General features: G+C 52.1%; 27 protein-coding genes, 3 tRNA genes and 1 riboswitch. Of the genes, 10 read left to right on the top strand and 20 right to left on the bottom strand.

What is annotated here, in order from left to right; genetic code table 11:
- Positions 1-107: 107 nt before the first annotated feature.
- The 4 genes from IRJ17_RS14535 to IRJ17_RS14520 form a co-directional block, all read right to left on the bottom strand.
- Positions 108-233, bottom strand: coding sequence for a GapA-binding peptide SR1P (locus IRJ17_RS14535; protein WP_083955739.1), 126 nt, complete (start codon positions 231-233; stop codon positions 108-110).
- A gap of 128 nt (positions 234-361) precedes the next feature.
- Positions 362-1,171 carry an alpha/beta hydrolase gene (locus tag IRJ17_RS14530; RefSeq protein ID WP_122964950.1) on the bottom strand — a complete coding sequence of 270 codons (810 nt, stop codon included), beginning with the start codon at positions 1,169-1,171 and terminating at the stop codon, positions 362-364.
- Positions 1,172-1,308: 137 nt separating this feature from the next.
- Positions 1,309-1,608, bottom strand: a complete 300-nt coding sequence (locus IRJ17_RS14525) for a DUF3055 domain-containing protein (RefSeq protein ID WP_063229717.1) — start codon at positions 1,606-1,608, stop codon at positions 1,309-1,311.
- A 105-nt stretch (positions 1,609-1,713) separates the two neighbouring features.
- Positions 1,714-2,238, bottom strand: a complete 525-nt coding sequence (locus IRJ17_RS14520; protein ID WP_122964949.1) for a MarR family winged helix-turn-helix transcriptional regulator — start codon at positions 2,236-2,238, stop codon at positions 1,714-1,716.
- Positions 2,239-2,416: 178 nt separating this feature from the next.
- On the opposite strand from IRJ17_RS14520, the gene IRJ17_RS14515 reads away from it, so the two are divergent.
- Positions 2,417-2,845, top strand: coding sequence for a DUF1885 family protein (locus IRJ17_RS14515; RefSeq protein ID WP_122964948.1), 429 nt, complete (start codon positions 2,417-2,419; stop codon positions 2,843-2,845).
- 166 nt (positions 2,846-3,011) lie between these two features.
- Positions 3,012-3,650, top strand: a complete 639-nt coding sequence (locus tag IRJ17_RS14510; RefSeq protein ID WP_242775180.1) for a glycoside hydrolase family 73 protein — start codon at positions 3,012-3,014, stop codon at positions 3,648-3,650.
- A gap of 148 nt (positions 3,651-3,798) precedes the next feature.
- On the opposite strand, the gene IRJ17_RS14505 is transcribed toward IRJ17_RS14510, so the two are convergent.
- The 5 genes from IRJ17_RS14505 to dapD all read right to left on the bottom strand — a co-directional run bounded on the left by IRJ17_RS14505 (position 3,799) and on the right by dapD (position 8,238).
- A complete protein-coding gene (locus tag IRJ17_RS14505) occupies positions 3,799-4,065 on the bottom strand; it encodes a DUF4912 domain-containing protein (protein WP_229049705.1) in 267 nt (88 codons plus the stop codon).
- A 209-nt stretch (positions 4,066-4,274) separates the two neighbouring features.
- A complete protein-coding gene (locus tag IRJ17_RS14500; protein ID WP_242775178.1) occupies positions 4,275-4,871 on the bottom strand; it encodes a hypothetical protein in 597 nt (198 codons plus the stop codon).
- A 290-nt stretch (positions 4,872-5,161) separates the two neighbouring features.
- On the bottom strand, positions 5,162-6,295 hold the full coding sequence (locus IRJ17_RS14495) for an N-acetyldiaminopimelate deacetylase (RefSeq protein WP_122964945.1): 1,134 nt from the start codon (positions 6,293-6,295) through the stop codon (positions 5,162-5,164).
- A gap of 3 nt (positions 6,296-6,298) precedes the next feature.
- Positions 6,299-7,513, bottom strand: coding sequence for an aspartate aminotransferase family protein (locus IRJ17_RS14490; RefSeq protein WP_122964944.1), 1,215 nt, complete (start codon positions 7,511-7,513; stop codon positions 6,299-6,301).
- Between the two features lie 14 nt (positions 7,514-7,527).
- Complete coding sequence (dapD, locus tag IRJ17_RS14485) at positions 7,528-8,238, bottom strand: 2,3,4,5-tetrahydropyridine-2,6-dicarboxylate N-acetyltransferase (protein ID WP_173597011.1); 711 nt, start codon at positions 8,236-8,238, stop codon at positions 7,528-7,530.
- 103 nt (positions 8,239-8,341) lie between these two features.
- Positions 8,342-8,531: riboswitch (Lysine riboswitch) on the bottom strand.
- A 155-nt stretch (positions 8,532-8,686) separates the two neighbouring features.
- On the opposite strand from dapD, the gene IRJ17_RS14480 reads away from it, so the two are divergent.
- Both IRJ17_RS14480 and IRJ17_RS14475 read left to right on the top strand, forming a co-directional pair.
- Positions 8,687-9,130 carry a flavodoxin gene (locus tag IRJ17_RS14480; protein ID WP_063229726.1) on the top strand — a complete coding sequence of 148 codons (444 nt, stop codon included), beginning with the start codon at positions 8,687-8,689 and terminating at the stop codon, positions 9,128-9,130.
- Positions 9,131-9,222: 92 nt separating this feature from the next.
- On the top strand, positions 9,223-9,768 hold the full coding sequence (locus tag IRJ17_RS14475; protein ID WP_173597010.1) for a GNAT family N-acetyltransferase: 546 nt from the start codon (positions 9,223-9,225) through the stop codon (positions 9,766-9,768).
- On the opposite strand, the gene IRJ17_RS14470 is transcribed toward IRJ17_RS14475, so the two are convergent.
- From IRJ17_RS14470 to IRJ17_RS14460, 3 genes are all read right to left on the bottom strand, one after another.
- The gene (locus IRJ17_RS14470; protein ID WP_173599299.1) at positions 9,765-10,592 is read right to left on the bottom strand and encodes an EcsC family protein; all 828 of its coding nucleotides are present in this window, start codon (positions 10,590-10,592) and stop codon (positions 9,765-9,767) included. The two genes, IRJ17_RS14475 and IRJ17_RS14470, sit on opposite strands and share 4 nt — an antisense overlap.
- Before the next feature lie 39 nt (positions 10,593-10,631).
- A complete protein-coding gene (locus IRJ17_RS14465) occupies positions 10,632-10,829 on the bottom strand; it encodes a hypothetical protein (RefSeq protein ID WP_217021567.1) in 198 nt (65 codons plus the stop codon).
- A 71-nt stretch (positions 10,830-10,900) separates the two neighbouring features.
- The gene (locus IRJ17_RS14460) at positions 10,901-12,946 is read right to left on the bottom strand and encodes a hypothetical protein (protein ID WP_173597008.1); all 2,046 of its coding nucleotides are present in this window, start codon (positions 12,944-12,946) and stop codon (positions 10,901-10,903) included.
- 196 nt (positions 12,947-13,142) lie between these two features.
- Here IRJ17_RS14460 and IRJ17_RS14455 point away from each other — a divergent pair, with 196 nt between their 5' ends.
- Both IRJ17_RS14455 and IRJ17_RS14450 read left to right on the top strand, forming a co-directional pair.
- On the top strand, positions 13,143-13,943 hold the full coding sequence (locus IRJ17_RS14455; protein WP_217021568.1) for a class I SAM-dependent methyltransferase: 801 nt from the start codon (positions 13,143-13,145) through the stop codon (positions 13,941-13,943).
- Positions 13,940-14,614, top strand: coding sequence for a hypothetical protein (locus IRJ17_RS14450; RefSeq protein WP_173597006.1), 675 nt, complete (start codon positions 13,940-13,942; stop codon positions 14,612-14,614). Before IRJ17_RS14455 ends, IRJ17_RS14450 begins: the two co-directional genes overlap by 4 nt.
- 85 nt (positions 14,615-14,699) lie before the next feature.
- Here the strand turns inward: IRJ17_RS14450 and IRJ17_RS14445 are convergent, their stop codons facing one another.
- Genes IRJ17_RS14445 through IRJ17_RS14435 form a run of 3 tightly spaced genes read right to left on the bottom strand, consistent with a single transcriptional unit; the run spans position 14,700 to position 18,413 of the window.
- Positions 14,700-16,220 carry an HlyD family secretion protein gene (locus IRJ17_RS14445; protein WP_173597005.1) on the bottom strand — a complete coding sequence of 507 codons (1,521 nt, stop codon included), beginning with the start codon at positions 16,218-16,220 and terminating at the stop codon, positions 14,700-14,702.
- Positions 16,221-16,238: 18 nt separating this feature from the next.
- Positions 16,239-17,687, bottom strand: coding sequence for an ABC transporter permease (locus IRJ17_RS14440; RefSeq protein WP_122964935.1), 1,449 nt, complete (start codon positions 17,685-17,687; stop codon positions 16,239-16,241).
- A gap of 24 nt (positions 17,688-17,711) precedes the next feature.
- On the bottom strand, positions 17,712-18,413 hold the full coding sequence (locus tag IRJ17_RS14435; protein WP_122964934.1) for an ABC transporter ATP-binding protein: 702 nt from the start codon (positions 18,411-18,413) through the stop codon (positions 17,712-17,714).
- Positions 18,414-18,619: 206 nt separating this feature from the next.
- Between IRJ17_RS14435 and IRJ17_RS14430 the strand changes: the two genes are divergently transcribed.
- Complete coding sequence (locus IRJ17_RS14430) at positions 18,620-18,790, top strand: hypothetical protein (protein WP_167470319.1); 171 nt, start codon at positions 18,620-18,622, stop codon at positions 18,788-18,790.
- Between the two features lie 171 nt (positions 18,791-18,961).
- Positions 18,962-19,774, top strand: a complete 813-nt coding sequence (pdxK, locus tag IRJ17_RS14425) for a pyridoxine/pyridoxal/pyridoxamine kinase (RefSeq protein WP_122964933.1) — start codon at positions 18,962-18,964, stop codon at positions 19,772-19,774.
- Positions 19,775-19,852: 78 nt separating this feature from the next.
- On the opposite strand, the gene rarD is transcribed toward pdxK, so the two are convergent.
- The gene (gene rarD / locus IRJ17_RS14420) at positions 19,853-20,761 is read right to left on the bottom strand and encodes an EamA family transporter RarD (RefSeq protein WP_173599302.1); all 909 of its coding nucleotides are present in this window, start codon (positions 20,759-20,761) and stop codon (positions 19,853-19,855) included.
- A gap of 262 nt (positions 20,762-21,023) precedes the next feature.
- On the opposite strand from rarD, the gene IRJ17_RS14415 reads away from it, so the two are divergent.
- Entirely contained in the window at positions 21,024-21,932 is a 909-nt protein-coding gene (locus tag IRJ17_RS14415) for an EamA family transporter (protein WP_122964931.1), read from the top strand.
- Between the two features lie 197 nt (positions 21,933-22,129).
- Entirely contained in the window at positions 22,130-22,498 is a 369-nt protein-coding gene (locus tag IRJ17_RS14410) for a glyoxalase superfamily protein (RefSeq protein ID WP_122964930.1), read from the top strand.
- A 95-nt stretch (positions 22,499-22,593) separates the two neighbouring features.
- Here the strand turns inward: IRJ17_RS14410 and IRJ17_RS14405 are convergent.
- The 4 genes from IRJ17_RS14405 to IRJ17_RS14390 form a co-directional block, all read right to left on the bottom strand.
- Positions 22,594-22,669 (bottom strand) — tRNA-His (locus tag IRJ17_RS14405).
- Between the two features lie 21 nt (positions 22,670-22,690).
- Positions 22,691-22,764 (bottom strand) — tRNA-Met (locus IRJ17_RS14400).
- Between the two features lie 8 nt (positions 22,765-22,772).
- Positions 22,773-22,846, bottom strand: a tRNA-Gly gene (locus tag IRJ17_RS14395).
- A gap of 237 nt (positions 22,847-23,083) precedes the next feature.
- Positions 23,084-23,752: a helix-turn-helix transcriptional regulator gene (locus IRJ17_RS14390; protein ID WP_122964929.1), complete on the bottom strand. Its 669-nt coding sequence runs from the start codon at positions 23,750-23,752 to the stop codon at positions 23,084-23,086.
- Positions 23,753-23,812: the final 60 nt, after the last annotated feature.

Below are 23,812 nucleotides of genomic sequence, written 5' to 3'. Positions count from 1 at the left end.
AACAATTCCTCCTTTTGCAACGATTATCACACTTCCCCATTATCCTTCAATATGAAAAGGTTGTCAAAAAAAACAGGCCCCGAACTGAGTGGCCTGCGCGTTTTATCCTATTCTTTTTCCTGTCTCTGATCAGGTCGGCACTCGCAGTTGCAAGCCGCATAAAGCGTTTTCACTGAGTTGCTCTCAAAATGCTCGATGATGGTCCCGCAAGTCTGACATACGATAGTTCCCATCTGTGTCCCCTCCGCATTGGATTCCTCATGAAATGTGATAACACATATCCTTCGATTCAACGTACTCTCATCTTAATATGCCACACCATTAGGAGTCAATACGGTAATTGCACACAATTTGAATTTAATTAGTATGTCACATTCGTTTTGGCGATTTCATCCAGCCAGTTGCCGATTTGCCGGAGTACATCCTCGCGCTCCGGCTCGTTCAGCACCTCGTGGCGCAAGCCTGGCAAACGCCGAAACGTTTTGTTTCCCTGTATGCCTTCGGCGAAGCGCTCGACAGCATCGGCATCGACGAGAGAGTCGTCACCTGCCTGGAGCACCAGCACAGGCACCGCAAGCTGTCCACTTTGCGCAAAAGCCATGTTCATCGCTTTGTGCAATTCCTGAAACCACCGTACACTGACCTTTGGATAGTTGAGTGGATCGCTTTTGTAAGCAGCCTGAACCGCCACATCCCGCGAAACCATGTCAGGGCTGATCCCGTTGGCGATGGCAAGCGTCGGCCAAACGCGGTCGAGCAGACTCGCCACCCGCGCCTTCCACGCCGGAACCGCCAGCTTCAGCGCAAGGCACGGAGAAGTCAGGATCAGTCCCGTCAGCTCACGAGCGAGCTTCTCTTCCTGCACGAAGCGAGTCGCAATTAATCCGCCCAGGCTGTGCCCGAGCAAAAAGACGGGACGCTTTCCGGCGCTGTCTTGCAGGGCAAACGCCGTCCACTCCCGCACCCTTTGCAAATAATCGTCAAACGAGTCGATATGCCCCCTGATTCCCGGCGAACGCCCCCAGCCTGGCAAATCTCCTGCATACACATCCCAGCCTTGCTGATTCAAAAAAGCGGCGACATGCTCATACCGCCCGTGGTGTTCTCCTGTTCCATGCACCAGCACGATTGCTCCTCTCGGCTCGCTGGCCGCCCATTTATGTACGTTCATCGATCTGGCCTCCTGTTCCTTATCCCGATTGTAAGCCGGGTCGCCCGCCTTCGTAAACAGGGTACTCCGCTTGCTTTCGAGACAGCCACGGCGCTCTAGCAAAAAAGACGGGCAGAAGATAAACTTCTGCCCGCCTGCTAGTACTGATTCTCTTCAAATGAAATGGTCGGTAGGTACTGTTGGAAAAATTCAGCGAGCGCCTGGGCTTCGCTTTCCGAGTCCAGTCGAAAAACTTTTTGCAAATATCCCGGCTTTACCGCATCCTCTGAACAGAGAAGGGTTGATTGCCCCGTTTGCATACAGACCACCAACGGCTTTCCATAAAACTTGTGTGTAAATACAATCCCAAAGTCGTGTCTGGTTCCCTCAGAAACAAATCCGAGAAAACGGACATTCGCGTTCTCAGAAACGTCGTATAAGTGTTCGTAGTGCTCCATCAGCAATCCCTCCTCATCTTGGTTTTCACTCCGGAAATATTTCAAAAATATTCGGAGTATTTAACAGTATACACGAAAATCGGCTTTTTTGCCACCCTCTGCTCCTTAACTAATCAGATGAGTAGGATTCATCACGCGATCTTCGCCCTCCTGAATCCATCTCACCTTCTCCGCTCCGTGCAGCGATTGGGCCACAAAGGAGAGGCATTCGAAGAACAATTCGACTACTGCTGTACTGTATCGTTCCTCCATTTTCTCCAGGGCATACGTCAATCTGAAAATTGATGGGACATTTCTTCTGCTTTCTTCCAAAACTTCTTTGCCTCGCTGGGTTGGGTACACATGGACGACCCGTCCGTCCAGCTCAGACTTTTCAATCGTCACCATCCCTTTCTCCATCAACTTTTTGATGTGAATGACGATCGAAGACGGGTGCCAGAAAGTCCAATCGGCAATTTGGGTGACACGCACTCCTTCATAACAGTAAATGATCCAGAGAATGTTTAACTGCACGGAGGAATCCAATTCGGCTTCCTTCGCCGCCCGCTCCCAGTCTTCCTTGTTTACCACATCAATGGCGCGCATCGTGTTCAATGCTTCAAATACGTGTCTAATCGAGGCCTCCTGCATGGGCTTACTCCTCCATGATCCTTTATCGTTCACTTATCGACTATATAAATAGTATTTATATTTTACACTTTTCAGAAAAGACACGCAATTGTTTTCGTTTCGCAACTGTCTCATTGCCAAAGAGTGGAAGCAATGCTACACTAAACGCAGATATTCCCGGTACTAGGAGGGTGCAATCGTGAAACTTCAATCGGCCTACATCTATTTTGTGAATGGCTCTACCGCCCAATCTGCAACTATTGAAGACGTGAAAGCCAAGTTTACGCGATATATGGACATGACCGCTAAAACAGGGCAGCAACTCGGCTGGTCCTATCAAGAGGCAGCGTTTCCATACACCATAGAAGAACGTCCGGAAGGCAAGGAATCGTGGTTCCTCCTCAAGGGAAAAGACCCGAGCATGTACAAATCGATCGTGGTCGGAGTTGGCAGCGCCAACGAAGATGGCACCGAGAAGCATTACATCCAGATTTCGCTCCCGGAAGCTGCCACGAACGGAGACATGAACAAAGCCAACGAATACTGTCGTTACTTGGCCCGCGACTACAAGGCGGAGCTGCATTTGTTCAACAAACGCGTCCAATATTTTCAACCTCGCAAACCGTAACCATGAAGCAGCAGGCTCTGACCTGCTGTTTTTTTACGTCTGCATGCGTGCGCTGCTTTCCTCGCGGAGCTTTTTTCGCTGCGCCCGGCATAACATGGGTACAGATAGCCGAATTTGCCAGTACCCACCGCCAGAGGTCAGCGACGACGAAAGAGGTGAAAAGCGTATGGAGCCGCAAGCATTCATCGAGCTGGTGGCAGGCTCCGCCAGGCAGTCTTACTTGAATTATCACATTTTCCCTTCCATCACGATTGCGCAAGCCATTTTGGAATCAGGCTGGGGGCAAAAAGTGCCTGTTGATTCGACGACAGGCCGCTCCTCCTACAATTTGTTTGGCATCAAAGGCACAGGCCCCGCCGGATCGGTCATCACCGTCAGCAAGGAAGTCGTAAACGGGGAAACCGTGTCCCACCCATCCGAGTTCAAAGCTTATTACAACTATCAACAATCCATCGACGATCACGCCCAGTTTCTGCTCAAGCCCGCATACAAAAAAGTGCTGATGGCCCAGACGCCGCAGGAAGCTGCCCAGGCGCTGTCAAAAGCCGGATATGCCACCGATCCGCAGTACGCCGACAAGCTGATTCGGCTGATTCAAAATTACAATTTGAGCGCCTACGATCAATTTACGCCTGAAGAGCCATCCCCTTATCCCCCCTGGAAGCTCGATCTCGGCAAACGGGCATTGCGCGAAGGTTTGATTACGTCGCCGGAATGGCTCGGCAAGCTGGATGAGCCGCTGCCTGCCTGGGCGGTCTTCGCTATCGCGCTTCGTCTGCTGGACAAACAGCGCCAAGTGCCATAAGCCATCCGCCGCAAAAATAAAAGCCCCGTTCCAGCCACACGAAAACGTGGGCCAGCGGGGCTTTTTCCTTATAAGAAAACGGGTACTACTTCCTATGCGGCTTCCTTGGATCACACATCCAAACAGCCAAATCAAACGAGCACGTTGATCAAATCATTTGAGATCTTGACAGCGAATAGAACCTTCCATCCACCATCCGAATGCCGAGATCGACGCAATATTCCAATCCTTGCGTGACTCCGTACAAAATCCATTCGGAAGAGCGGTGATTAATATCAAAATCAGTGTAAAGGTCTGTGCCATCGTTACGGATCTCTTTGCGCTCAGTCACGTCAAAAAGGCGCAGGACAAACGGCAGTTCGGCAAAAGGTATCGCAAATTTCTTCTCCACTTCCTGCTCGAACTCCTTCGTCATACTCCACTCTGCCTGAATCGAATGCTCATCTTTCCAGGCAATGTGTATACTCGGGCCTTCTACATCCGTGGACGATCGCGGGGGATTTGTCTCCATCTGCTCCCATCGTTCCTTTCTTTCATGTACTTGCTTTCAACATGTATATTGGTTTATTCAGTCTATTATACCATGTGACCAAGCCAAGTGGGAACGTTTCCAAGCCATTTAATTTATCGCCCTACCGTAAAAGTGTTTTCGCCTACTACGACATACGTAGGGAACTTCTCCGACTTCATTTGGACTTGCACCTTGTAATTGCCGTAGTCCTCCAGCTTGGTCGAAACAAACGGCTCGGCGAAATAGAAGCTGTTCGCGTTTTGCGTCGAATACTTCAGCTCTTTTCCTCTGCTTACTTCTTTGCCATCCGGTCCGATCAGAACCAGTTGTATACGCAAGTCTTTGGCGACGGGAGCTTCGTCCACTTCGACAAAGACGTTGAAGGTGCGCGGAACATTTTTGTCACTGTAGCCTTTGATCGGGTTGCTGAACACGATTGTTTTGTTGCGTGTCTGCTGAATCCCTTCCAGGACAATGATGTTTACATTGGGCTTGACTACTTGCAGCTTTCCTGTTTTCTGATCGTAATCGACGAATCCGCCAAGCTTATTGACCAACGATTCAACCGATTCAGCTTTGGAAGCCGGCATGTCACTCGCAATCGTTTCTGAGCCGACAAATACGCGCAACGCACCTTCTCCCAAAGCAGCGGTAGTCCCGACTCCCGCTACAGTCAGCGCCAACAAGGCCGATAACCATGCTTTTTTCATGTCATAATCCTCCTGTATGTGTGCGCGGCAGCGCTTGTTCTTCCGGAATTTCTTCTCTCTAGTTTATACGTGAAAAACGGCAAATAGTTGTGGTGCAAAGACAAGTTTTTTCAACAATATCCACAGAATCCACAAGCAACGGCCGCACAGGAAGAAAGACTTGTTCACCATTTTGTGAATAACCACTCCGGACTCTTGACAATGCGGGCGTATGGCCGTCCGCACACTATTGGTATTGGCCGATAAAAAAAGAACGGCCAGCACAGCCGCTCTTCTTTTGCCGTCGCACGCTAGTCTTGCTGCGAAAGCCAGGTAAAATACCGGGAGACGAGACGAATGGCGACTTCGATCGCTTCCTCGCTCGGCTCGATTTTGGCATGATGCAAACCGTAGGGGGTATGAACGCCCAGCCAGAACAAAAAGCCGGGAATCTCTTGCAGGAAGTAGCCGAAGTCTTCTCCGGTCATCGCTTCCTTGCAGGCGATCAGCGTCACATCCTCCCCATGCTCGCGCACCCAGTCCATGAACGCTGTCGTGAGCTTTTCTTCGTTGTACACCTGGCAGTAGCCCACGCCGTAGTCAATGGATGCTGTACAGTCGAAACCGGCCTCGATCCCTTTTACTAGCGATTCAATCCTCGCTTTGACCAGAGCCATGGACTCTGTCGAGAACGTGCGAATCGTCCCTTCCAGCCGCGCCTTCTCGGCGATGATGTTCTGCTTGGTTCCGCCCTCCAGCTTGCCGATGGTCACGACAGCGGAATCGAGCGGGTCGATGTTGCGCGAAATGATCGACTGTAGCTGCGTCACCAGATGGCTCCCGGCAACTACCATGTCATTTGCTTTGTGCGGGAACGCCGCATGTCCGCCTTTTCCGACCAAATCGATGTACAATTCGGACGTGTTCGCAAACAAAATGCCCGGCTTTGTAGCAATATGGCCCACAGGATACTCGGGAGCGATGTGCAGGGCAAAAATGCAGTCGGGCCGCCAGAGCGCAAACTCTTCGCTCTCCATCATCGGCAGGGCGCCGCCTGGCCCTTCTTCCGCCGGCTGAAACAGGAACAGCAGGTGATCTGCGATCGGCTGCTGCACAAAATGCGTCAGCAGCCCGAGAGCAATCGCCATGTGCATGTCGTGTCCGCACGCATGCATGTACCCTTCATGCAACGAGCGAAACGGATAGGACGTCTCCTCTGCAATCGGCAAGCCGTCCATGTCAGTCCGCCAGGCAATCGTCCGCTTCGGATTGGTTCCGGCAACCTTGACCAAAATCCCGGTGCGCCATGTCTTGATCTCCAGCCGATCTTGCGGAAGCTTCTCCAGGTAATCGAGCAAATACTTTTGCGTTTTTACCTCTTGAAAGCCCGGCTCGGGAATTTGGTGCAGATCGCGGCGAATTTGGGTAAACAAAGATGTCGTCATCGCTTACGCCTCCCCTTTTGCCCCTTGAAGCTCAGCCAGTTCCGCTGCAAAGCTTTCCAGGAAACGGTCTACGTCTTCCTTGGTCAAAGTGAGCGGCGGCAGCAAGCGAACAATCGTTTTTTGCGTCACATCCACGAGAACTCCCCGATCCAGCATGGCTTGCTGCAAGCGGCTGACCTCTTCGGGAGCAGCACTGAGCGGGATTCCCACCATCATGCCTTTGCCGCGCAGCGCCTGAAGCTGTTCCGGGAGGCGCTCACGCAGTGCTTCCAGTCCAGCCCACAGGTAGGCAATCACTTCGTCTACGCTCGCTGCAAATGCGGGATCGAGCAGTTCGTCCAGCACGACATTGCCCAAAGCAGCCGAAAGCGGAGACGGCGCAAAAGTCGTGCCGTGATCTCCCGGCTTGAACTGGTTCATCAGCTTCGTCCCGGCAATGACGCCACCGAGCGGAAGTCCGCCGCCTACTCCTTTGGCAAACAGGATCAAATCTGGCGTCACGCCTGCGTGCTCGTAGGCAAACAGTTTTCCCGTCCGTCCCATGCCTGTCTGGATTTCATCCATGGCAAACAGCATGCCTTCCTCTTGGCAAATGGTCGCCACCTCGCGCAAAAAGTCTACAGACAAAGGCACGACACCCCCGGAGCCAAGAACAGGCTCCATCAGGACGGCTGCTGGCTTTGCCTCGCGACAGATGGCGCGCAATCCGGCTGTGTCCTCCGGATCAAGCTCGTACACGGGAAAATCCGGCTGCGGAAAATCTTGATAGACGTGCGCTTGCCTGGTCAGCCGAACGGCGCCCAGCGTCCTGCCGTGAAAACTGTTGCGCAAGACGACGATCCCTTCGCGTCCGGCTCCGTCGGTCTTCGTCCATTTGTGAATCATTTTGATCGCGGACTCGGTCGCCTCTGCGCCGGAATTGGTGAAGAACACTTTTCCCGGGATCGTCTGCTCGACCAGCCGCTTGGCCAACAGGATCGCCGGCTGGTTCAAAAATACGTTGGAAATGTGCAGGAAACGTTCTCCCTGATCGCGCAGCGCCTGAACAATCCGCGGGTGGGAGTGGCCCAGCACATTGACTGCCAGGCCCGTAAACAGGTCCAAATACTTGTTGCCCGCTGTATCGTACAGGTAGTTTCCTTCCCCTTTGGCGATCGCGATAGGCAAACGTTTATAAGAAGAGACGATGTATTGTTCGTCGAGCGTACGCCAGTCCATGTGAGCTCTCTCCCCTACAGCTGACGTAGCTCCTGCTTGATCTCCGTCTTGGAGCGAGTTTTGTCGTCGATTTGTTTGATGACACGAGCAGGTGTGCCCGCAACAACCACGTATGGCGGCACATCCTCAATCACGACCGCGCCTGCTGCTACGACCGCGCCTTTTCCTACGCGAACGCCTTCGAGGATAACCGCATTGGCACCGATCACGACATCGTCTTCGACAACAACCGGCTGTGCGGAAGGCGGCTCAATAACGCCTGCAATGACAGAACCAGCGCCGATGTGGCAATTTTTCCCGATTGTACCGCGTCCACCTACAACCACGTTCATGTCGATCATCGTGCCTTCGCCAATTACCGCGCCAATATTGATCGAAGCTCCCATCATGATCACCGCGTTGTTTCCGATGGTAACCTGGTCACGGATGATCGCGCCCGGCTCGATGCGAGCCTGGATGCCTTTTGTATCGAGCAATGGAATCGCGGAATTGCGGCGGTCGCTTTCTACCACGTAGTCCTCGATTTTGTCGGCGTTTGCAGCCAAAACAGGCTCGATCTCTTTCCACTCGCCAAAGACGACGCCAGTAGAGCCAGTGATGAACGTTTTTGCGCTGGCACCGAAGTCAATGCCCTCCAGATTGCCTTTCACGTATACTTTCACAGGTGTTTTCTTTTCGCTTTTTTGAATAAACGCGATAATTTCATTTGCATCCATCATGTTCACAGGTAAATCCTCCTTTTTGGTCAAAACCTTGCCTTGTTTAAATTGACTAAAAAAAGCAATGAGTGCATTCGCTATCTCATTGCTTTCCAAACTGCCCAAGCAAATCGTAAATAGCGCTCCACAAGAAGACAATCGTCTTTTGTGACAGGATGTTCATTGTTCATGAGCCACCCCAGCCGCTGCTGTTCGAGGGGAACAACAACCGCTTCGGCGCTTTAGCCTTTCCTCCTTTTCCCGCCCCCCGGCAGATGACGAAAAGATGTACTATTCTTCGGCGCACCTCTATTTAGACTTCCAATATTATAATTTCATTTAACTCTACCAAAATCATTCCCATGTGGCAACAGCTTTATAGAAAGAAAAAAAATCGTTGACAACGAGAATCATTTTCATTATCTTATTTTTGTGAGAATGATTTTCATTATCTTATTTGGAGGGTTTCAACCTTATGAGCCGCATTTTGATGGTTTACGCAAGCATGACTGGAAACACACAAGAAATTGCTGAAGCGATTGCTGAGGGTATTCGATCCACAGGAAAAGAGCTGGAGATAAAAGAAGTGATGGACGCAACAGCCAAGGAACTTGAGGACTACGATGGCATCCTGCTCGGCGCTTACACTTGGGGCGACGGCGATCTTCCGGACGAGTGCCTGGACTTCTACGAAGAGATGGACGACATCGATCTGACTGGCAAAAAAGTAGTCGCATTCGGTTCCTGCGATTCCGCTTACGAGCACGTTGGCGCTGCCGTAGATACTCTCTTGAAAAAGGCGAGCGAGCGCGGTGCGGAAACACCACTTGAAGGCTTGAAAATCGAGCTGTCCCCTACAGCGAAAGAAGTGGAAACCTGCAAGGCGTTTGGCGTTTCTTTCTCCGAATTGCTGGGCTAAGACCAGAAGGCCGCTGAAAAGAAAAAGCCTTTCCACTTAAATCAAGTCATGGTACAATGTCGATCCGACTTTTTCCAGGGAGGATTGATATCATGACGCTACATACAGAAACGGTCTATCTGCGACCTCTGGGCATGGACGACGCAGCCGAGCTTCTTGAGCTTCGGCTGCGTAATCATGCTTTTTTGCAACCTTTTGAACCGATTCGGTCGTCTTCCTTTTTGACGCTCACGGGCCAACAGGAACAAATCGCCCAGGCGGAAAAAGACTTTGCCGCTGGCACAGGCTACGCTTTTGGCGTCTTTCTGCGCGAAACGGACGACATGATCGGCCGTGTTGCCCTGTCAAACGTCGTACGCGGCGCCTGGCAAAACGCGACCATCGGTTACTTCATGGATCAAAGCTGCAACCAAAAAGGCTACACGACAGCCGCCGTCAGGCTCGCTCTCGCTTTCGCCTTTCAAGAAGCCGGTTTGCACCGCGTGCAAGCCGCTGTCATGCCTCGCAATACGGCCTCTATTCGCGTTTTGGAGAAAAACGGTTTTCGCAAGGAAGGGTTGTCCTTGCACTACTTGCAGATCAACGGCGTGTGGGAAGATCATCTGATTTTCGCGCTGACAGCCGAAGACCTGGCTTAATCACGCTGCGCTGTTTCTTGTGCCCGCAATCGCTCCAGGATTCGCCGCTTGCGGTAAAGCATTCTCCCCGCTTCGGCGACATCCTGTACGGTTGAACGATTCAAGTACGCTCCGAACAAAATACCCGCAATCGGTACCAGCTGAAACAGCTTTTTCCACCCGAAATTTTCGGTGTACGTCACGACGACCTCCCGCCAGCCTTGCAATTGCGCGATGACGTCTTTCTGCGCAGCTGGCTCGTCAAACCGGGAAAGCTCAGCCAAAATCGCTTTTTTCCCGACAATATCCGAGGAAGCAAATTGAAGACACTTGACCACGAACAGGCGCTCTCGCTTTTCTTCTGGCCGATATCCGTAGCAGAGGGCCATTTCTTGCAATACTTTCAACGAGGTGCCCAAAAGCAACGGAATGTCGATAGCCAATGTAAAAATTCCGCCGATCCCCGTCGTCGCACCTTGCACCGTGGCAAAAGTCGCCCGCGACTCTTTCAGATTAAGAGCCACTTCATCCATGAGCACAAGCGGCGCTCCTGCGACCTCTTCTGCTCGCGGCTGCCTCGAACCGGATTGCTCCTGCTCAAGCCGCTGAGCGAACTTGCTGTAAATCGCCGCATCCGAAACGAGATACGTCCCTCCCGTTTCAAGAAATGCCGCCATCTCGTCTACTGCCGTTCCCAGCTTATCCCTGACGAAATTGGGCGTTATTTTATCCAGCCAGACGAAAGGAAGCCTGCCCAGCTTTTCCCAAAACCACAAGTCGTTTTGATCTTTCTCCCATGCTTCTACCGCTGCCAGCTCCTGCTGCAAATATGCTCTCGACTCCATCTGTCCCAATCCCTCCCACACCTTTCCGCTCTTCTGTTTCTATTGCTCGCCGCGCTTTTGCTTCCATAAACACTGATTGCGAAGCAGCTGTTTGATATGCTCCTGCAACTGCTCAGGCGTGGAAAAGCGTGCAAATTCCTTACTGTCTGTTACGATTCCCAGCTTCAAATGTTTCACTTGCTCCCCTTCGATGCAAAAACCGAACTGTTTCAGAATGGCGATCTGTTCACTGGTCATCTCGCTTGCCCTCCCCTTTGAGCACTTTTCCCAACAAAAACCCCCCTGCCAATTGCAAGGGGGACGTTTGCTTATTTCACTTCTACTTTCAGAGACATGGTTTCATTTCGTTCCTGGACGTTCAAGTCTTTCACGTATTTTTTGTCTTTTAGCACAAGCGAGCAAGTCTTGTACGTAAGATGGTTGGTCACCTTGATTGTGTAGACGCCTGCTTTTCCGTCGTTGTCCTCGATAATTTGCCGCAAATCGAGGGATGACATTCCCTCATCTTCGTATTCATCATCCGGGTCTGACTCGAAAAGCGCGATTTCCTGTCCTTCATAAAACACTTGAACCGTGTTGTCGGATGAAATCGTCGCTCCAACAGTCGTCTGATTGGAGCCAACTGGCGTCTCTCCGTACGTCCAGACGAGGTTCGGCATGTAGTAAGCCGTGCCGTTGCGTCCCGTTCCATCCCGCAGCTTTTTGTTTCCGCTGCGTTTTGCGTACGTAGCTTTTAGCCGCAGCTCTCTGTCATTGTCCAGCTCTGCCAAGGAATTGACTGAAATGGTCTGCCCGTCGCGATATTCCTTGCCGCGATTGTTGATCAACAGCAGCGGCGATTGGGTAGGAGCCAAGCCTGATTCATCCTTGTCGCAGGCGGGGACAGCCGGGATTGGCCGGACATCTTCAATTACTTGAATATAGCCGCACCACGACTGGCGAGGCTCCCGCTTGCTGTAATAGTTCACCTTGAGTCGGCCTGGCTTGTAGCTGGACAGCAGGAGCGCTGTATGATCCCAGTTCAGCTTCGATTCATCCACCACCACGTTGTCAACGGCCCAGAAGCCCGGCCCTTCGTCGTCTGACGCTTCACTGCCATGCTCCACATGCTCCGCCGCTGTCGCCAGCCAGATCACATGTACAGGTCTTTGGTAAAGCTTCACGGTAATATCGGACGAGGACAAATTTTCCCGCTCGACCATCATCGAGGATTGCGCATTTTGCTGCATCAGCACATCCATCGTCGCAGTTGCACTCGCTGAATCACACGAGTTGGGCGCACCGGGAACCTGAATTTTTACTTCCGTTGCTGAGCTGCCCCAGATGTTGTCAGGATTGGTTGTCTGATTCGGCTCAAAAGTGACCGTCATCGTCATTCCCGCCATCATTTCCGGAATCGCCACCTCGAAATGCTGGGAGTCGGTCAAAGTCTGTCCTGTCCCATTCGCCGACCAGCGTCCGGCAACGGGAGAATACAGCGGAACCACTCCCGGAGCCGCAGGGGCAGAGATTTGCTGGCCTTGCGAGAGCTTTTGACCATTGGCGTCCGTTCCCATGTACAGTTCCGCCATGCCGACGCGAATATTTGTCGTCCAGATGCTCATGCTCATGTCATCGGGAGTGAACACGAGATCGTATTCTCCATTTGCCAGCGTTCCCGTCGCAAAAACGGTTCCCGGTACCGCTTTAAGCTCGGCACCTGTTGCTTTGTTGGTCATTTTCCACGTTCCCGGAACCGTGCTGGCAAAATTCGTAGAGCCCATCATGCCGAAAATAACTGTCTGACGGCCGGCTGGAACTTCCTCGCCCTCAGCCTTCTCCCCTTCAAAAACGCTCGGGTAGTTTTGCGCTTCTACTTGAAAGCGCACATGCACGGTGCTTTTCTGCCCTTTGGCATCTGATACGACAAACGTGAGTGTATGCAGGCCAGCCGTCAATTTGGCAGCCGGAATGGAAAAGCGGGGAACTTGCCAACGGAACGTGCTTTGCGAAGACTGCTGTTCGGCCTGGTACTCCGGCATGGCAACACCGTCAAGCATCACCTCGCTTTTATTGAGGTTCGTGCCGCTACCATACGTCGTTTGCAGCAGGTCGATATCGAGAGGAGTATCTGGCGGAAGGATAAATTCGTCATTTTTTACCCAGTTCCACCCTCCTGAATCCTGGCCAGCCACTTGATAGTCGTTAAAGATAATCATATTGTGAACAGGCTGCGAAACGGGCTTTGCTACTTGGCTGTTTTTCTTCATAGATGTTGCAGCCCCTGCTCCCATGGCTGGCGGAGCCGATACTCCCGACAAAAAGGTGCCAGTAGCCAGACACACAAGAAGTGCTTTTACAACCCATTTTTTCACGGAATATTCTCTACCTTTCTTTGCATTCGCTGTAGTGTTTCCACTCGTCTTTCTTCGACAAAATGAGCCTGATTTCCTGTGCCGTTTGAAAAAATTCCGCGCCATGCACATAGGTAAAAACTATTCGTTTGATCATTTTTATAGATTTGATTTATACCTATAAAACTGGTAAAACAAGAGAAAAGGAGGGAGACAGATGAGTCTCACGAATCAATGGAATGCCAAGCTCTACGATGACAAGATGAGTTTTGTGTCCGCTTATGGCAAAGGACTTTTGGAGTGGCTTTCCCCCGTGCCCGGCGAAAACATTCTCGATGTAGGCTGCGGCACCGGGGATTTGAGCGCGCAACTGGTAGAGGCTGGCGCCAAGGTGACAGGCATCGACTTTTCCGCAAGCATGATCGAGACAGCCAAACAAAAATATCCACAGATTGCCTTTTCCGTAGCCGACGCCCACTCCTATCAGTCAAACGAGCTGTATGACGCTGTTTTTTCCAATGCGGCGCTGCACTGGATGAAAAAGCCGCAGGAAGTGATTCAGTCTGTCTGGCAGCTGCTCGTTCCCGGCGGACGCTTCGTTGCCGAGCTTGGCGGAAAAGGCAACTGCGAATACATCCTCCAAGCTTTGCGGATCGCATTGAGTCGGCACAATATTTCGGCAGATGAGCGCTCTCCCTGGTATTTTCCAAGCACCGGCGAGTACACTGCCCTTTTGGAAAAGCAAGGCTTTCGCGTCACACTGGCCTCCCACTTCGACAGACCAACCACCCTGCCAGATGGCGATCAGGGGTTACAGCATTGGCTGGATTCCTTTTGCAGCCCTTTTTTCGCGGGACTGTCCGCGCAAGCGAGGACGGACATCCGCGAAGAGGTGACGGAGCTGCTGCGCCCGGCGCTTTTCCACGCTGGCAGCTGGGTCATGGACTACAAGCGACTGCGCTTCATCGCCCGCAAGGAAGCCACGCCAACCTCTTTGCAGCCGGATGCCAGCCGATGAAGCGAATTGCCTGCTTGCACGCGCACCATTCGAATATTGCGCTTTTAGCCGATGCCTTCGCCGCGCTCGACGTCGAACTTGTTCATTTCGTCGATCCGGGCATTCTTTTGCAAAGCACAGGAGCTGTTGTCCTTGCGATCGAGCAGGCGCACGCGAAACTGCGCGACCATTTGCAGTGGATGAGTCGATGTTCGGCAGACGCCGTGATCATCACCTGCACCCAGTACGCTTCTTACCTAACCCCAGAAGACGAGGCCAGTTTCGCGGTTCCCATTTTCACCATAGACGGCCCGCTTCTTCAGGAACTGTCGCTTGATCCCGGTGCGAAGCTGCTTTTGTTCAGCAACCCGGCCACAGTCGAACCGACCATGAACCGCTTGCGGAGCTACGCGCAAGCAGCCGGGAGCGATCCCGCAATCGAGCTTCACATCATCGAAAATTCGTTTGACCTGCTGATGGCAAACAGACAAGAAGCATACTGCGCCAAAATAAAGGAAGCGCTCCATCACCTTCAACTTGCCCGTCCTGGCATAGCCTTGGCAGCGGCGCAGCTGTCCATGGGTCCGGCAGTTGAGCAGTTCAGCCGCGAGACTGGCCAGCTGGTGGCTCATCCTTTGAAAAGCTTGACCTCAAACGTCTGCGAGAGACTTTCATTGACCCGCTATCGCTAAAAAAGACAACAGCCAACGCGATCCGTTTGCAAGACGGGTACACAAGGCTGTTGTCTTTTCTCGTTGCATGCTCGTGCTGTAATCCTTACATGCCTTCCGGATTCATCATCAATACTTCTTCGCCTTCATTCAGGCCATTGACAATCTCTACAAAGTCCGCGCCTTCCAGTCCGATCTCAATTTCTTTCGGTGTCGGCTCTCCAGACGACGGGTCTTTGACCATGACGGTTGCATGTCCTGCTTCCATGACCTCAACGGCATTCAGCGGCAATCGCTTCACGTTGTCTTTTTGCCCGACGTAAATATCGCAGTCACCCGTCATGCCGTGCTTCATATCGGCAGCCTCGCTCAACTCCACCTTGACGGCGAAGCGAACAGACTTGTCCTCTTTTGTCCCTTCTTTCGGAAGCTCGGTGACTTTCCCTTTGAACGGCTTGTTGCCAAAAGCATTCAAGTAAACATCTACGCTTTGGCCGAGCTTGATCGCTGGAATATCCATCTCATCTACCGCAGCTACAAAGTAAACAGAGGAAGTATCCATAATAACGGCAACTGGCTCAGAACCAGGGGTTTCGCCTTCTTTGACATTCAGCTTCGTGATGACCCCGCTGATCGGCGCTTCCACTTGCTTTTTGGCGATTTCCCGCTTTTTCTGCTCCAGGTTCAGCAGCGCTTCTTTCAAGGAAAGCTCTTTGTCTTTCAGTTCCAGCTCGGAATCGGTCAAATCCATTTTGAACAAAAGCTGTCCGCTTTTGACTTCGTCTTCCTTGTCAATCTCCACTTTTCCGATCTTGCCATGCGTTCCGGCCAAAATCTCCATTTCATCCGACAATTCAAACGGAGTGGCTTGCTGACTCATGTACAGCACCCCTTTAGGGTCTGTGTACTGAACTTGCCCGATATCTCCTGCGTAGAGTGCACCCGGCTTCTTGACCAGCACTTCGACGTCGTGAACGCCACCCACGCCTTTTTCCTTTTTCCCGATCTTGTCGACCTTCGTCACCACTCCATCCACATAATAGAGAGAGGCGGTGACAAACACCTTCACAGGCTGGCCGACGCGGAACTGATCCGCTTCAAACGCCGTAAACTTCCCGACAATCTTCAAATTGTCGGTGTTGACCAGCTTCGCTACAACCGTGTCAGGAGTAACCGAGTCTCCTTCTTTTACGAGCAGCTCTTTCACCTTCCCGGCTTTGTTGGAGACAATCCGGTCTTTCTTGTTTTTCAGCTCACTCAACTCTTTTTGCGAACGGGTGATCCCCAGCTCCAGCTTTTGCAATTCGAGCTGGGCGTCCATACTGTCTACAGTAAACAGCACGTCGCCTTTTTTCACCGCTTGTCCTTCTTTCACGAGCAGTTTCTGCACCTTGCCGCTGCTCTCGGAACGGACTTCCTCACGCGCTTTTGCTTCCACGGTCCCGGAAGAGAAAATCGTTTTCTTCACTTCCCCTACATCTACGACAGCCGTCGGGAAGGAAGGCTCTTCTGCCGGCGGTTCTTCTGCCACCGTGTTTTGCGACTGGTAGTATGCGTAGCCACCGTAGCCGCCCCCTCCCAGAACGACCACGATTGCTGCCAGTATGATCCATTTTTTCTTGTTCATCTTCGTTCCCCACATTTCTTATTCTGATCGAATCGCTTGAAGTGCGCTTAAACGGGAAGCCCGAATAGCCGGGAAAATCCCTGCGAGCAAACCGATAACAAAGGAGAAGCCGATGGCAAACAGTGCCAGCCAGGCTGGAATGACTGCCAATTTGCTCGGTTCGCCTTCCGGTCCGCCTCCGCCATACCCCATGTTCAAACTGTCCATGATGCCGCCCGAGGCTCCGAAATAATTCACCAGTTCTACAGCGCCCCAGGCCATGCCAAGTCCGGCCAATCCACCGATCAGACCGATAAAGCCCGACTCCATCAGGAACAGCCAGCGAATGTTGAATACCGTTGCGCCAATCACTTTCATGATGCCGATTTCTTTCGTTCGCTCCAAAATCGACATGATCATCGTATTGACGATCCCGATCGTGGCTACCAGCAAGGAGATCGCCGCGATACCGCCCAAGACCATCTGAATCACGAAGAAAAATTTGTTGATCGTTTCCAGCTCGCGCGCTGGCGACCAGACTTCGTAGCCTTTTTCTTTCAAGGCTTTGACGACGCTCTCTACCTGCTCGCGCGATTCCACCTTGACGGTCATCTGGTCAAATTCGAACGTGTCTTTCTTCGCTTGCTCGCGCGTACGGCGCGGTGAGCCTTCATCGCTCTCGTTGCCCCGGCTGCGGTTGACCCAATCGTTCAGCTCTTTGACGACACTGAGCGGCACGTACACAGCGCTGGAGTATCGGAAGTTTTCCGATTTGCGCAACTGTCCGACGACTCTCACCCGCAGTTCTTTTTTCTCAAACTTCGGTTCGTCGTCGATGCGGTATTCCCGCGTCAAAACGAGTGTGGCCGCTTTGTCGACGATGTTGAAGGCTGCTCCCTCGCCACCGCCGCCCATCATATCCGGCGGCATGTCGGACTGCCTGCCGCCTCCGGAATTTCGTCTGCGCGCCTCGCGTTTTTCTTTTTCCACATCGCGCATTTCTCTTGGAACATCGTACGCCACAACAACTTCCTGCGGAGAGCCTGTCAAATAGTTCCCTTTTTCCACATCGTTTTTCCGGTAGGCAGCCGATTCATTCACGTCTACCCCTACCAGCTCCACGTAGCCCTCGCGCCTGCCTACTTTGAGCTTCGCCTGCTCGTTCAGTCGCTTGACGGGCATGACGCTGGCGATTCCCGGGATCTTTTTCAGTTCTTGCACGGCTTCCATGTTCAGCCTCTTGCGCTGGTCATCCGGGATCGGCTCGTCCTTTTCCTGATTGTAATACATCGGCTCGACGTCCATTTCCGTCAGGTTCCCGAAGTTTTCCAAGCTTTTCACAGCGCTTTCCTTCAGGCCCAGACTGAGCGCCATCATCGCGACAATGGCCGCCGTTCCGATCATTACACCGACGGACGTCAGAGCCGTCCGCAGCTTCATTCGCCACAGATTTCTCCAGACGATGCGAAACGAATCTATTACCTTCACAATATGTTCACCTCATACCCTCGCCTACGCTGGTCTCGTCCTTTTTTGTACAACCCGGCCGTCTTGCAAGTAAATCACGCGGTCGGACTGTTCTGCTACTTCCTGCTCATGGGTAACGATGATGAACGTAGTCCCATTTTCCTTGTTCATTTCCCTCATAAGATGAAGGATTTCTTGCTCCGTCTTCGAATCGAGGTTCCCCGTCGGTTCGTCAGCCAAAATGATATCCGGCTGGTTGACCAGCGCTCTCGCAATACTGACACGCTGCTGCTGACCACCGCTCAGCTCGTTTGGACGGTGATGAATCCGCCCATCCAGCCCGACGCGATTCAAAATCTCCGTCGCTTTCGCCCGACGCTTCTTGACGCTTTCGCCCGCGAAGATCAGCGGAAGCTCCACGTTTTCCAGCGCAGTCAGGTTGGGCAGCAAATTGTACGACTGGAAAATGAAGCCCATGTTTTTGCGCCGAAACAGACATAACTGGTTTTCGCTAAACTTGGAGATCTCCTCTCCGCTTACCGTCACGCTTCCTTCTTCCGGCTTGGTCAGGCCCGCGAGCAGATTCAGCAGTGTGGACTTCCCTGAACCGGACGAACCGCACAGAGCCACAAACTCGCCGCGATTGATGTGCAGGTTAATATCAAACAGTACGGGCACCCTGAGTTTCCCTGTTCCGTAGCTGTGATTGACCCCGGTTACTGTCAGCTCTCCTTTTGTGTTGGCCATCTTTTACAGCACCTCATTCGTTCATTTCTCATACTAAAGACGCAAAAACGTTCAAAACGTAACGGCTTTTTGAAAAACAATTTTTCCCTTGTTTTGTTACAAAAAAGATGCAAGATCTTCAAAATCATGTAACAAACGCGTAACCAACTGCTGCCAAATCCGTACTACAATAAGAGAGTGAAGAAAACACGGAGGGTCGATGACCGATGACAATCTACCGCTTTTTATTTGAAACCGCAACGCGCAGATGGGTGGAAATCATCAAGGCACCAAGCATGTTTGAAGCAGCGAAGCAAGCCAAACAGCTCGCTACCAAGCGCTCCCGCACTCTGTCCACGCCAATCAGCTTTTCCTTCCACCACGCTGCTTCCAATTAATTGCATACACACATCTGCAACCGCTCCTCATCTCGGGGAAGCGGTTTTTTATTTGTGGAGATATTATTGACATCGCCGTTTTTTTCCTCTTAATATAGAGGGAGACATTACAGTGCATGACAGTAAAGATCTGCATTCACTTCGCTGCTGCACATAAGGGAGATAATCAAAATGACCATGAAAAAAGCACTCACGATTGCAGGCTCCGATACCAGCGGCGGAGCTGGACAACAAGCAGACCTCAAAACGTTTCAGGAGCTTGGCGTATTCGGATTGACAGCGCTTACTGTCATCGTGGCCCAAGACCCGCACAACAACTGGAACCATGAAGTGTTTCCGATCGATGTGGCCATCCTCGAAAAGCAGATCGAGACGGTACTGGCCGGAATCGGCGTAGACGCAGCAAAAACGGGCATGCTCGGTACAACCGAACTGGTAGAGCTTGCTAGCCGCAAAATAGAACAATACCAATTGAAAAACGTTGTCGTTGACCCGGTGATGATCTGTAAAGGCGCTGAAGCGCTCCACCCGGAAATCGCCATCAGCTTGCGTGAAGTTCTGCTTCCGCGTGCGACTGTGGCAACCCCGAACTTGTTCGAGGCGGGCATCCTCAGTGAGATGGGCGCGCTGAAAAGCGTTGATGATATGAAAGAAGCGGCAAAACGCATTCATGACTTCGGCACCGCTTACGTTGTCGTAAAAGGCGGCACCAAGCTGGAAGGCGGCCATGCCGTCGACGTTTTCTATGACGGCCAATCCGTTGAAGTGCTTGAGTCCGAGCGCATTGACACTACGTTTACACACGGAGCAGGCTGCACATTCTCGGCTGCGATTTGTGCCGAGCTGGCAAAAGGCAACTCCGTGCGCGGAGCCGTTGCTGTCGCGAAAGATTTCATTACAGAAGCGATTCGCCACTCCTTTGCCCTCAATCAGTACGTCGGTCCAACCGACCATGGCGCGTATCGCCGCAAACAGCAAGCCTAAGCTTTTGCGCAAACAAAAAACTCCTGACCGGACGAAGCATATGCCTCGGAACTGGTCAGGAGTTTTTTTCGTTCACGTTCACGCCTGCTTTTTGATCGCCACTTCCTGTTTGATCGGAGCAGCGGCCGGTTTTTTGCGCATCGAGCTTGCGGTAAAAATGATCAGCGCAGACCAGATGCAGGCAAAACTGATCAAATGCGTGGTTGTAAACGGTTCTTTATAAAGGAAGACGGCCGTGAGCAAAGAAATCGTCGGAGACAAATACTGGATGAAGCCGACAATCGACAGCGGCAAGCGCACGGCAGCCTGCGCAAACCAGTACAGCGGCATCGCAGTCGCAACTCCTGCGAGCGCAAGCAGCAACATTTGCCACCAGGCGAGAGTCGCGATCGTCTCCGTTCCGTTCGCCTGGAGCATAAGCAAATAGCCGAGAGCGATTGGAGCGACAAACAAAGTCTCCCAGGCAAGCCCGATCATCGCTTCTTGCTTTACGAGCTTTTTCGCCAGACCGTAAAATGCGAACGTCACGGCTAAAGAGAGCGCGATCCACGGAACTTCGCCGTATTGAAAGGTGACAAACAGGACGCCACAGGCTGCCAGAATGAGCGCAACCCACTGCCCTGCGTGCATTTTTTCTTTTAAAAAGATGACGCCGAGCAACACGGTAAACAACGGGTTCATGTAATAGCCGAGGCTTGTTTGCATGATCTGGTTGTTATTGACCGCCCAAATGTAAATCAGCCAGTTCGCACTGATCAGAAGCGAACAAATGGCAAGAGCCGCGAACATCTTCCCCCCGGTTACCGAGCCCCACATCGTCTTCCAGCGTTTCGTTACCTGAATAATGATTGCGACAAAAAGAACGGACCAGACGATGCGGTGAGCGAGGATTTCCCATGCACCCATTGACTGAAACAGCTTCCAGTACAGAGGGAGCAAACCCCATGCAAAATACGCCGCAACCGCATAAAAGATCCCCTGTTTCATTTTTTCTGCCTCCACCGAGTTTGCCATGTGCCACACATATAGAGTAGTGTACCGGAATTGCCGCCAAACGGCTATGTATTCATGCTCAATATAAGCGTTTCAGACACTTTCCTTCGCTACCATAGTAGTGAGTTACCTAGATAGTTGATTACCTCAGTAACACAATAAAGCGAAGCTAAATTTTTCATTGTACCATTTTTCTCACTGGTGTACAATAGGCATTATTCAACCGAGTTTAGTCATAAGAAAGGAATTTTTACCTATGACATACTGGCGTTCTGTTCTGTTCGTTTTGTTTGGCGCATGCAGCTATGGCGTGTTGTCGCTGTTCATGAAACACGCATTTGCCCTGGGCTTCACTCCCTATGAAATGAGCGGAAGTCAACTGGTTTTCGGCGGCTTGATCATGATTGTGGCGGCCTTGTTCTTCTCGCGGGAACGATTCCAGTTCAAATACTTGCTGATCCTCGCGCCTGTCAGTCTGATGATGGCTTCTACCAGCATTTTTTACCATCAGGCTGTCAGCCGCGTGTCTGCTTCGCTCGCGATCGTCCTGTTGTTCCAATTCACCTGGATCGGGGTTTTGCTCGAATCCGTGGTCGATCGCAAGTGGCCGTCAGCTGCCAAATGGGTTTCGCTGCTCATGCTGGGAGGCGGAACGGTGCTCGCCAGCGGGCTTAGCGAAGGCGGCTTGCAAAACGTGAGCGTCACTGGCCTGATCTACGGACTGCTGTCTGGCGCTACCTTTGCCCTGGTCATTTTCTTCAGCGGCCGCGTCCTGCCCGGCATGAATCCTTACTTGCGCAGCGCGATTACGATCAGCATGGCTGCCGTCATGTTGTCCATCGTCTACCCGCCAACGTTTTTGCTCAACGGACGCCTGCTGGAAGGTCTGCTGCCGCTCGGCTTGCTGGTCGCTGTATTCGGCTCCGTCATCCCGATCTTTTGTCTGGCTGTAGGCGTACCCCGGATCGGCAACGGACTTGCGACGATTTTGAGCGCAGTCGAATTGCCGACGGTCGTTCTCTTGTCCAGCTTCGTGTTGCATGAAACAGTTACTCTCTCCCAGTGGAGTGGCGTTCTGATGATCCTGGCTGCCATCTGCGTGCCGCAAATCAAATGGCGCAAACTGTTTGCTCCGTCACATGTCCTGGAGAAAAAAGGAATGTAACCGAAAAAGCGTGTCAGTCCACCGGGGACTCGGCACGCTTTTTTCTGTGAAACACGTCTCGACGTTTTGCATGAACGGGGATGTGAGCGCTTGCGGTTAACAGTTCTCTCTCTTTTCTAGCTGATAGGAAATCGGGGTGGTCGCATGGAATGGTATGAAGAGATTGCGATTCCTACATGAAGGAGGCTTGTGAAAAGATGACGCTTGCCGTTATGCCGATTTTTCGCATTTTTGACGAAGCAAAAGCGAAGGAATTTTACGTCGACTTTCTCGGATTTCAGGTCGATTGGGAGCATCGCTATGAGGACAATTTTCCGCTGTACATGCAAGTCTCCTCGCCTGACTGCGTGCTGCATCTGACTGAGCATCACGGAGATGCGTGCCCGGGTGCGGCGATCCGCGTGCAGGTCGAGGACATCGAGCTGCTTCACCAGACACTGGCTGGCAAGTCGTACAAATACGCCCGGCCGGGTTTGGAAAAGACGTCATGGGGAACGCATGAGGTGTCTGTGACAGACCCTTTTGGCAACCGGATTCACTTTTTCCAGCCGCATCCTTTTCCGTAAGCTGGGGAGAAGCTGTTTCCCGCGAAAAGACGAGAACACAAAAAAGCCCAGCCAGGCTCGTGCAAGAACCTGCTGGGCTTTTCCCTTTTGATGTATGGGGCGATCGATGGGACTTGAACCCACGAGTGCCGGAGCCACAATCCGGTGCGTTAACCCCTTCGCCACGACCGCCATGGACACAATCAGATCAGGTAGCGGCGGAGGGAATCGAACCCCCGACCTTTCGGGTATGAACCGAACGCTCTAACCAGCTGAGCTACACCGCCAAACGCTATGGAGCGGGTGATGGGAATCGAACCCACGCGACCAGCTTGGAAGGCTGGAGTTCTACCATTGAACTACACCCGCAAAACAAAGGCACGTCCACTCGCACGCTTCTGCGACCTACTCGCCAGCGCAAGTGGCTTTGCGAACTTCTGGCTCATCTTGCGCCCAGAGGTTCTTTTCTGCATTTTATTGTAACACACGTGAAAATAAAGTCAAGAATAGCGAAAATAGACCCGCAAGACCCGTAACCCGTAGCCAAGCCCGCTTTTGTTACGAGTCCTGTGGAGCAACAGCGCACAGCAAGCTATGCCGAAACATTCAGACAGAATCGGCCTGAGGAACGATCCGGTACACACAGCGATTATGCCCAGCCAAAATATGTTCGTCCCGCGTTATCGTCAAGCCAGCGCCGAGCACGGCCTGAAACATCTCCAGCTCCTTGTTGCACAAGCCGGAACAGGCTCTCGCCGCCTCGCAGATCGGACAGTGCTTCTCGACAAAATAAAACGAGCCGTCTTCGTTGGCAATGATCTCTGCCATATAGCCTTCATCCGTCCGCGATTTGGCCAAAGCAAGCAATTTTTCCTGCAACGGCAAGCTAAGCGGCGCCTTGCTCTGATAGTCCAGCACTTGCTTGCGGTTGCGAATTTCAATCAGCTTCTCCAAGCCTTCCTCGCCGAAAGCTTCCTTCATCGATTCGATCAAGCTGACAGTCAAATCGGCATAGCCGTCCGGAAACAGGCGGTTTGCCTCAGAGGTCAACGCCCACATTTTGGCCGGTCGGCCCATTGAGCGCGGTTCCTCGGAAAAAGTGACGAGCCTTTGCTCTTGCAGGTCGTATAAATGCTGCCGCACCGCCATGGCGGTCACCCCCAGCTCGCTCGCCAGCTGATTGGCGTCCATGGCGCCGTTTTGCTTGAGCAGATTGATGATCGACCGCCTCGTTCTTTCTGCCCCGTCTTTTGCATTTGTGTTCGACTTTTTCAATCCCATCACCTTCAAAATTCGGACTGTCTAGATTATAAAGAAAAATATTGACAAAGTCAA

It is taken from the genome of Brevibacillus parabrevis (assembly GCF_022701015.1).
Classification (GTDB): Bacteria; Bacillota; Bacilli; order Brevibacillales; family Brevibacillaceae; genus Brevibacillus; species Brevibacillus parabrevis.
The sequence above is the reverse complement of the archived record's forward strand: the minus strand, read 5'-3'. Positions and strand labels throughout refer to the sequence as shown.

Coding starts and splice junctions, on each gene's coding strand:
- IRJ17_RS14415 (WP_122964931.1), top strand. CDS start 21,024: ATGACATACTGGCGTTCTGTTCTGTTCGTTTTGTTTGGCGCATGCAGC.
- IRJ17_RS14510 (WP_242775180.1), top strand. CDS start 3,012: ATGGAGCCGCAAGCATTCATCGAGCTGGTGGCAGGCTCCGCCAGGCAG.
- IRJ17_RS14505 (WP_229049705.1), bottom strand. CDS start 4,065: ATGACGAAGGAGTTCGAGCAGGAAGTGGAGAAGAAATTTGCGATACCT.
- IRJ17_RS14475 (WP_173597010.1), top strand. CDS start 9,223: ATGACGCTACATACAGAAACGGTCTATCTGCGACCTCTGGGCATGGAC.
- rarD (WP_173599302.1), bottom strand. CDS start 20,761: ATGAAACAGGGGATCTTTTATGCGGTTGCGGCGTATTTTGCATGGGGT.
- IRJ17_RS14500 (WP_242775178.1), bottom strand. CDS start 4,871: ATGAAAAAAGCATGGTTATCGGCCTTGTTGGCGCTGACTGTAGCGGGA.
- IRJ17_RS14430 (WP_167470319.1), top strand. CDS start 18,620: ATGACAATCTACCGCTTTTTATTTGAAACCGCAACGCGCAGATGGGTG.
- IRJ17_RS14450 (WP_173597006.1), top strand. CDS start 13,940: ATGAAGCGAATTGCCTGCTTGCACGCGCACCATTCGAATATTGCGCTT.
- IRJ17_RS14445 (WP_173597005.1), bottom strand. CDS start 16,220: ATGAACAAGAAAAAATGGATCATACTGGCAGCAATCGTGGTCGTTCTG.
- IRJ17_RS14525 (WP_063229717.1), bottom strand. CDS start 1,608: ATGGAGCACTACGAACACTTATACGACGTTTCTGAGAACGCGAATGTC.
- IRJ17_RS14465 (WP_217021567.1), bottom strand. CDS start 10,829: ATGACCAGTGAACAGATCGCCATTCTGAAACAGTTCGGTTTTTGCATC.
- pdxK (WP_122964933.1), top strand. CDS start 18,962: ATGACCATGAAAAAAGCACTCACGATTGCAGGCTCCGATACCAGCGGC.
- IRJ17_RS14480 (WP_063229726.1), top strand. CDS start 8,687: ATGAGCCGCATTTTGATGGTTTACGCAAGCATGACTGGAAACACACAA.
- IRJ17_RS14435 (WP_122964934.1), bottom strand. CDS start 18,413: ATGGCCAACACAAAAGGAGAGCTGACAGTAACCGGGGTCAATCACAGC.
- IRJ17_RS14455 (WP_217021568.1), top strand. CDS start 13,143: ATGAGTCTCACGAATCAATGGAATGCCAAGCTCTACGATGACAAGATG.
- IRJ17_RS14535 (WP_083955739.1), bottom strand. CDS start 233: ATGGGAACTATCGTATGTCAGACTTGCGGGACCATCATCGAGCATTTT.
- IRJ17_RS14520 (WP_122964949.1), bottom strand. CDS start 2,238: ATGCAGGAGGCCTCGATTAGACACGTATTTGAAGCATTGAACACGATG.
- IRJ17_RS14410 (WP_122964930.1), top strand. CDS start 22,130: ATGACGCTTGCCGTTATGCCGATTTTTCGCATTTTTGACGAAGCAAAA.
- IRJ17_RS14470 (WP_173599299.1), bottom strand. CDS start 10,592: ATGGAGTCGAGAGCATATTTGCAGCAGGAGCTGGCAGCGGTAGAAGCA.
- IRJ17_RS14490 (WP_122964944.1), bottom strand. CDS start 7,513: ATGGACTGGCGTACGCTCGACGAACAATACATCGTCTCTTCTTATAAA.
- IRJ17_RS14495 (WP_122964945.1), bottom strand. CDS start 6,295: ATGACGACATCTTTGTTTACCCAAATTCGCCGCGATCTGCACCAAATT.
- IRJ17_RS14530 (WP_122964950.1), bottom strand. CDS start 1,171: ATGAACGTACATAAATGGGCGGCCAGCGAGCCGAGAGGAGCAATCGTG.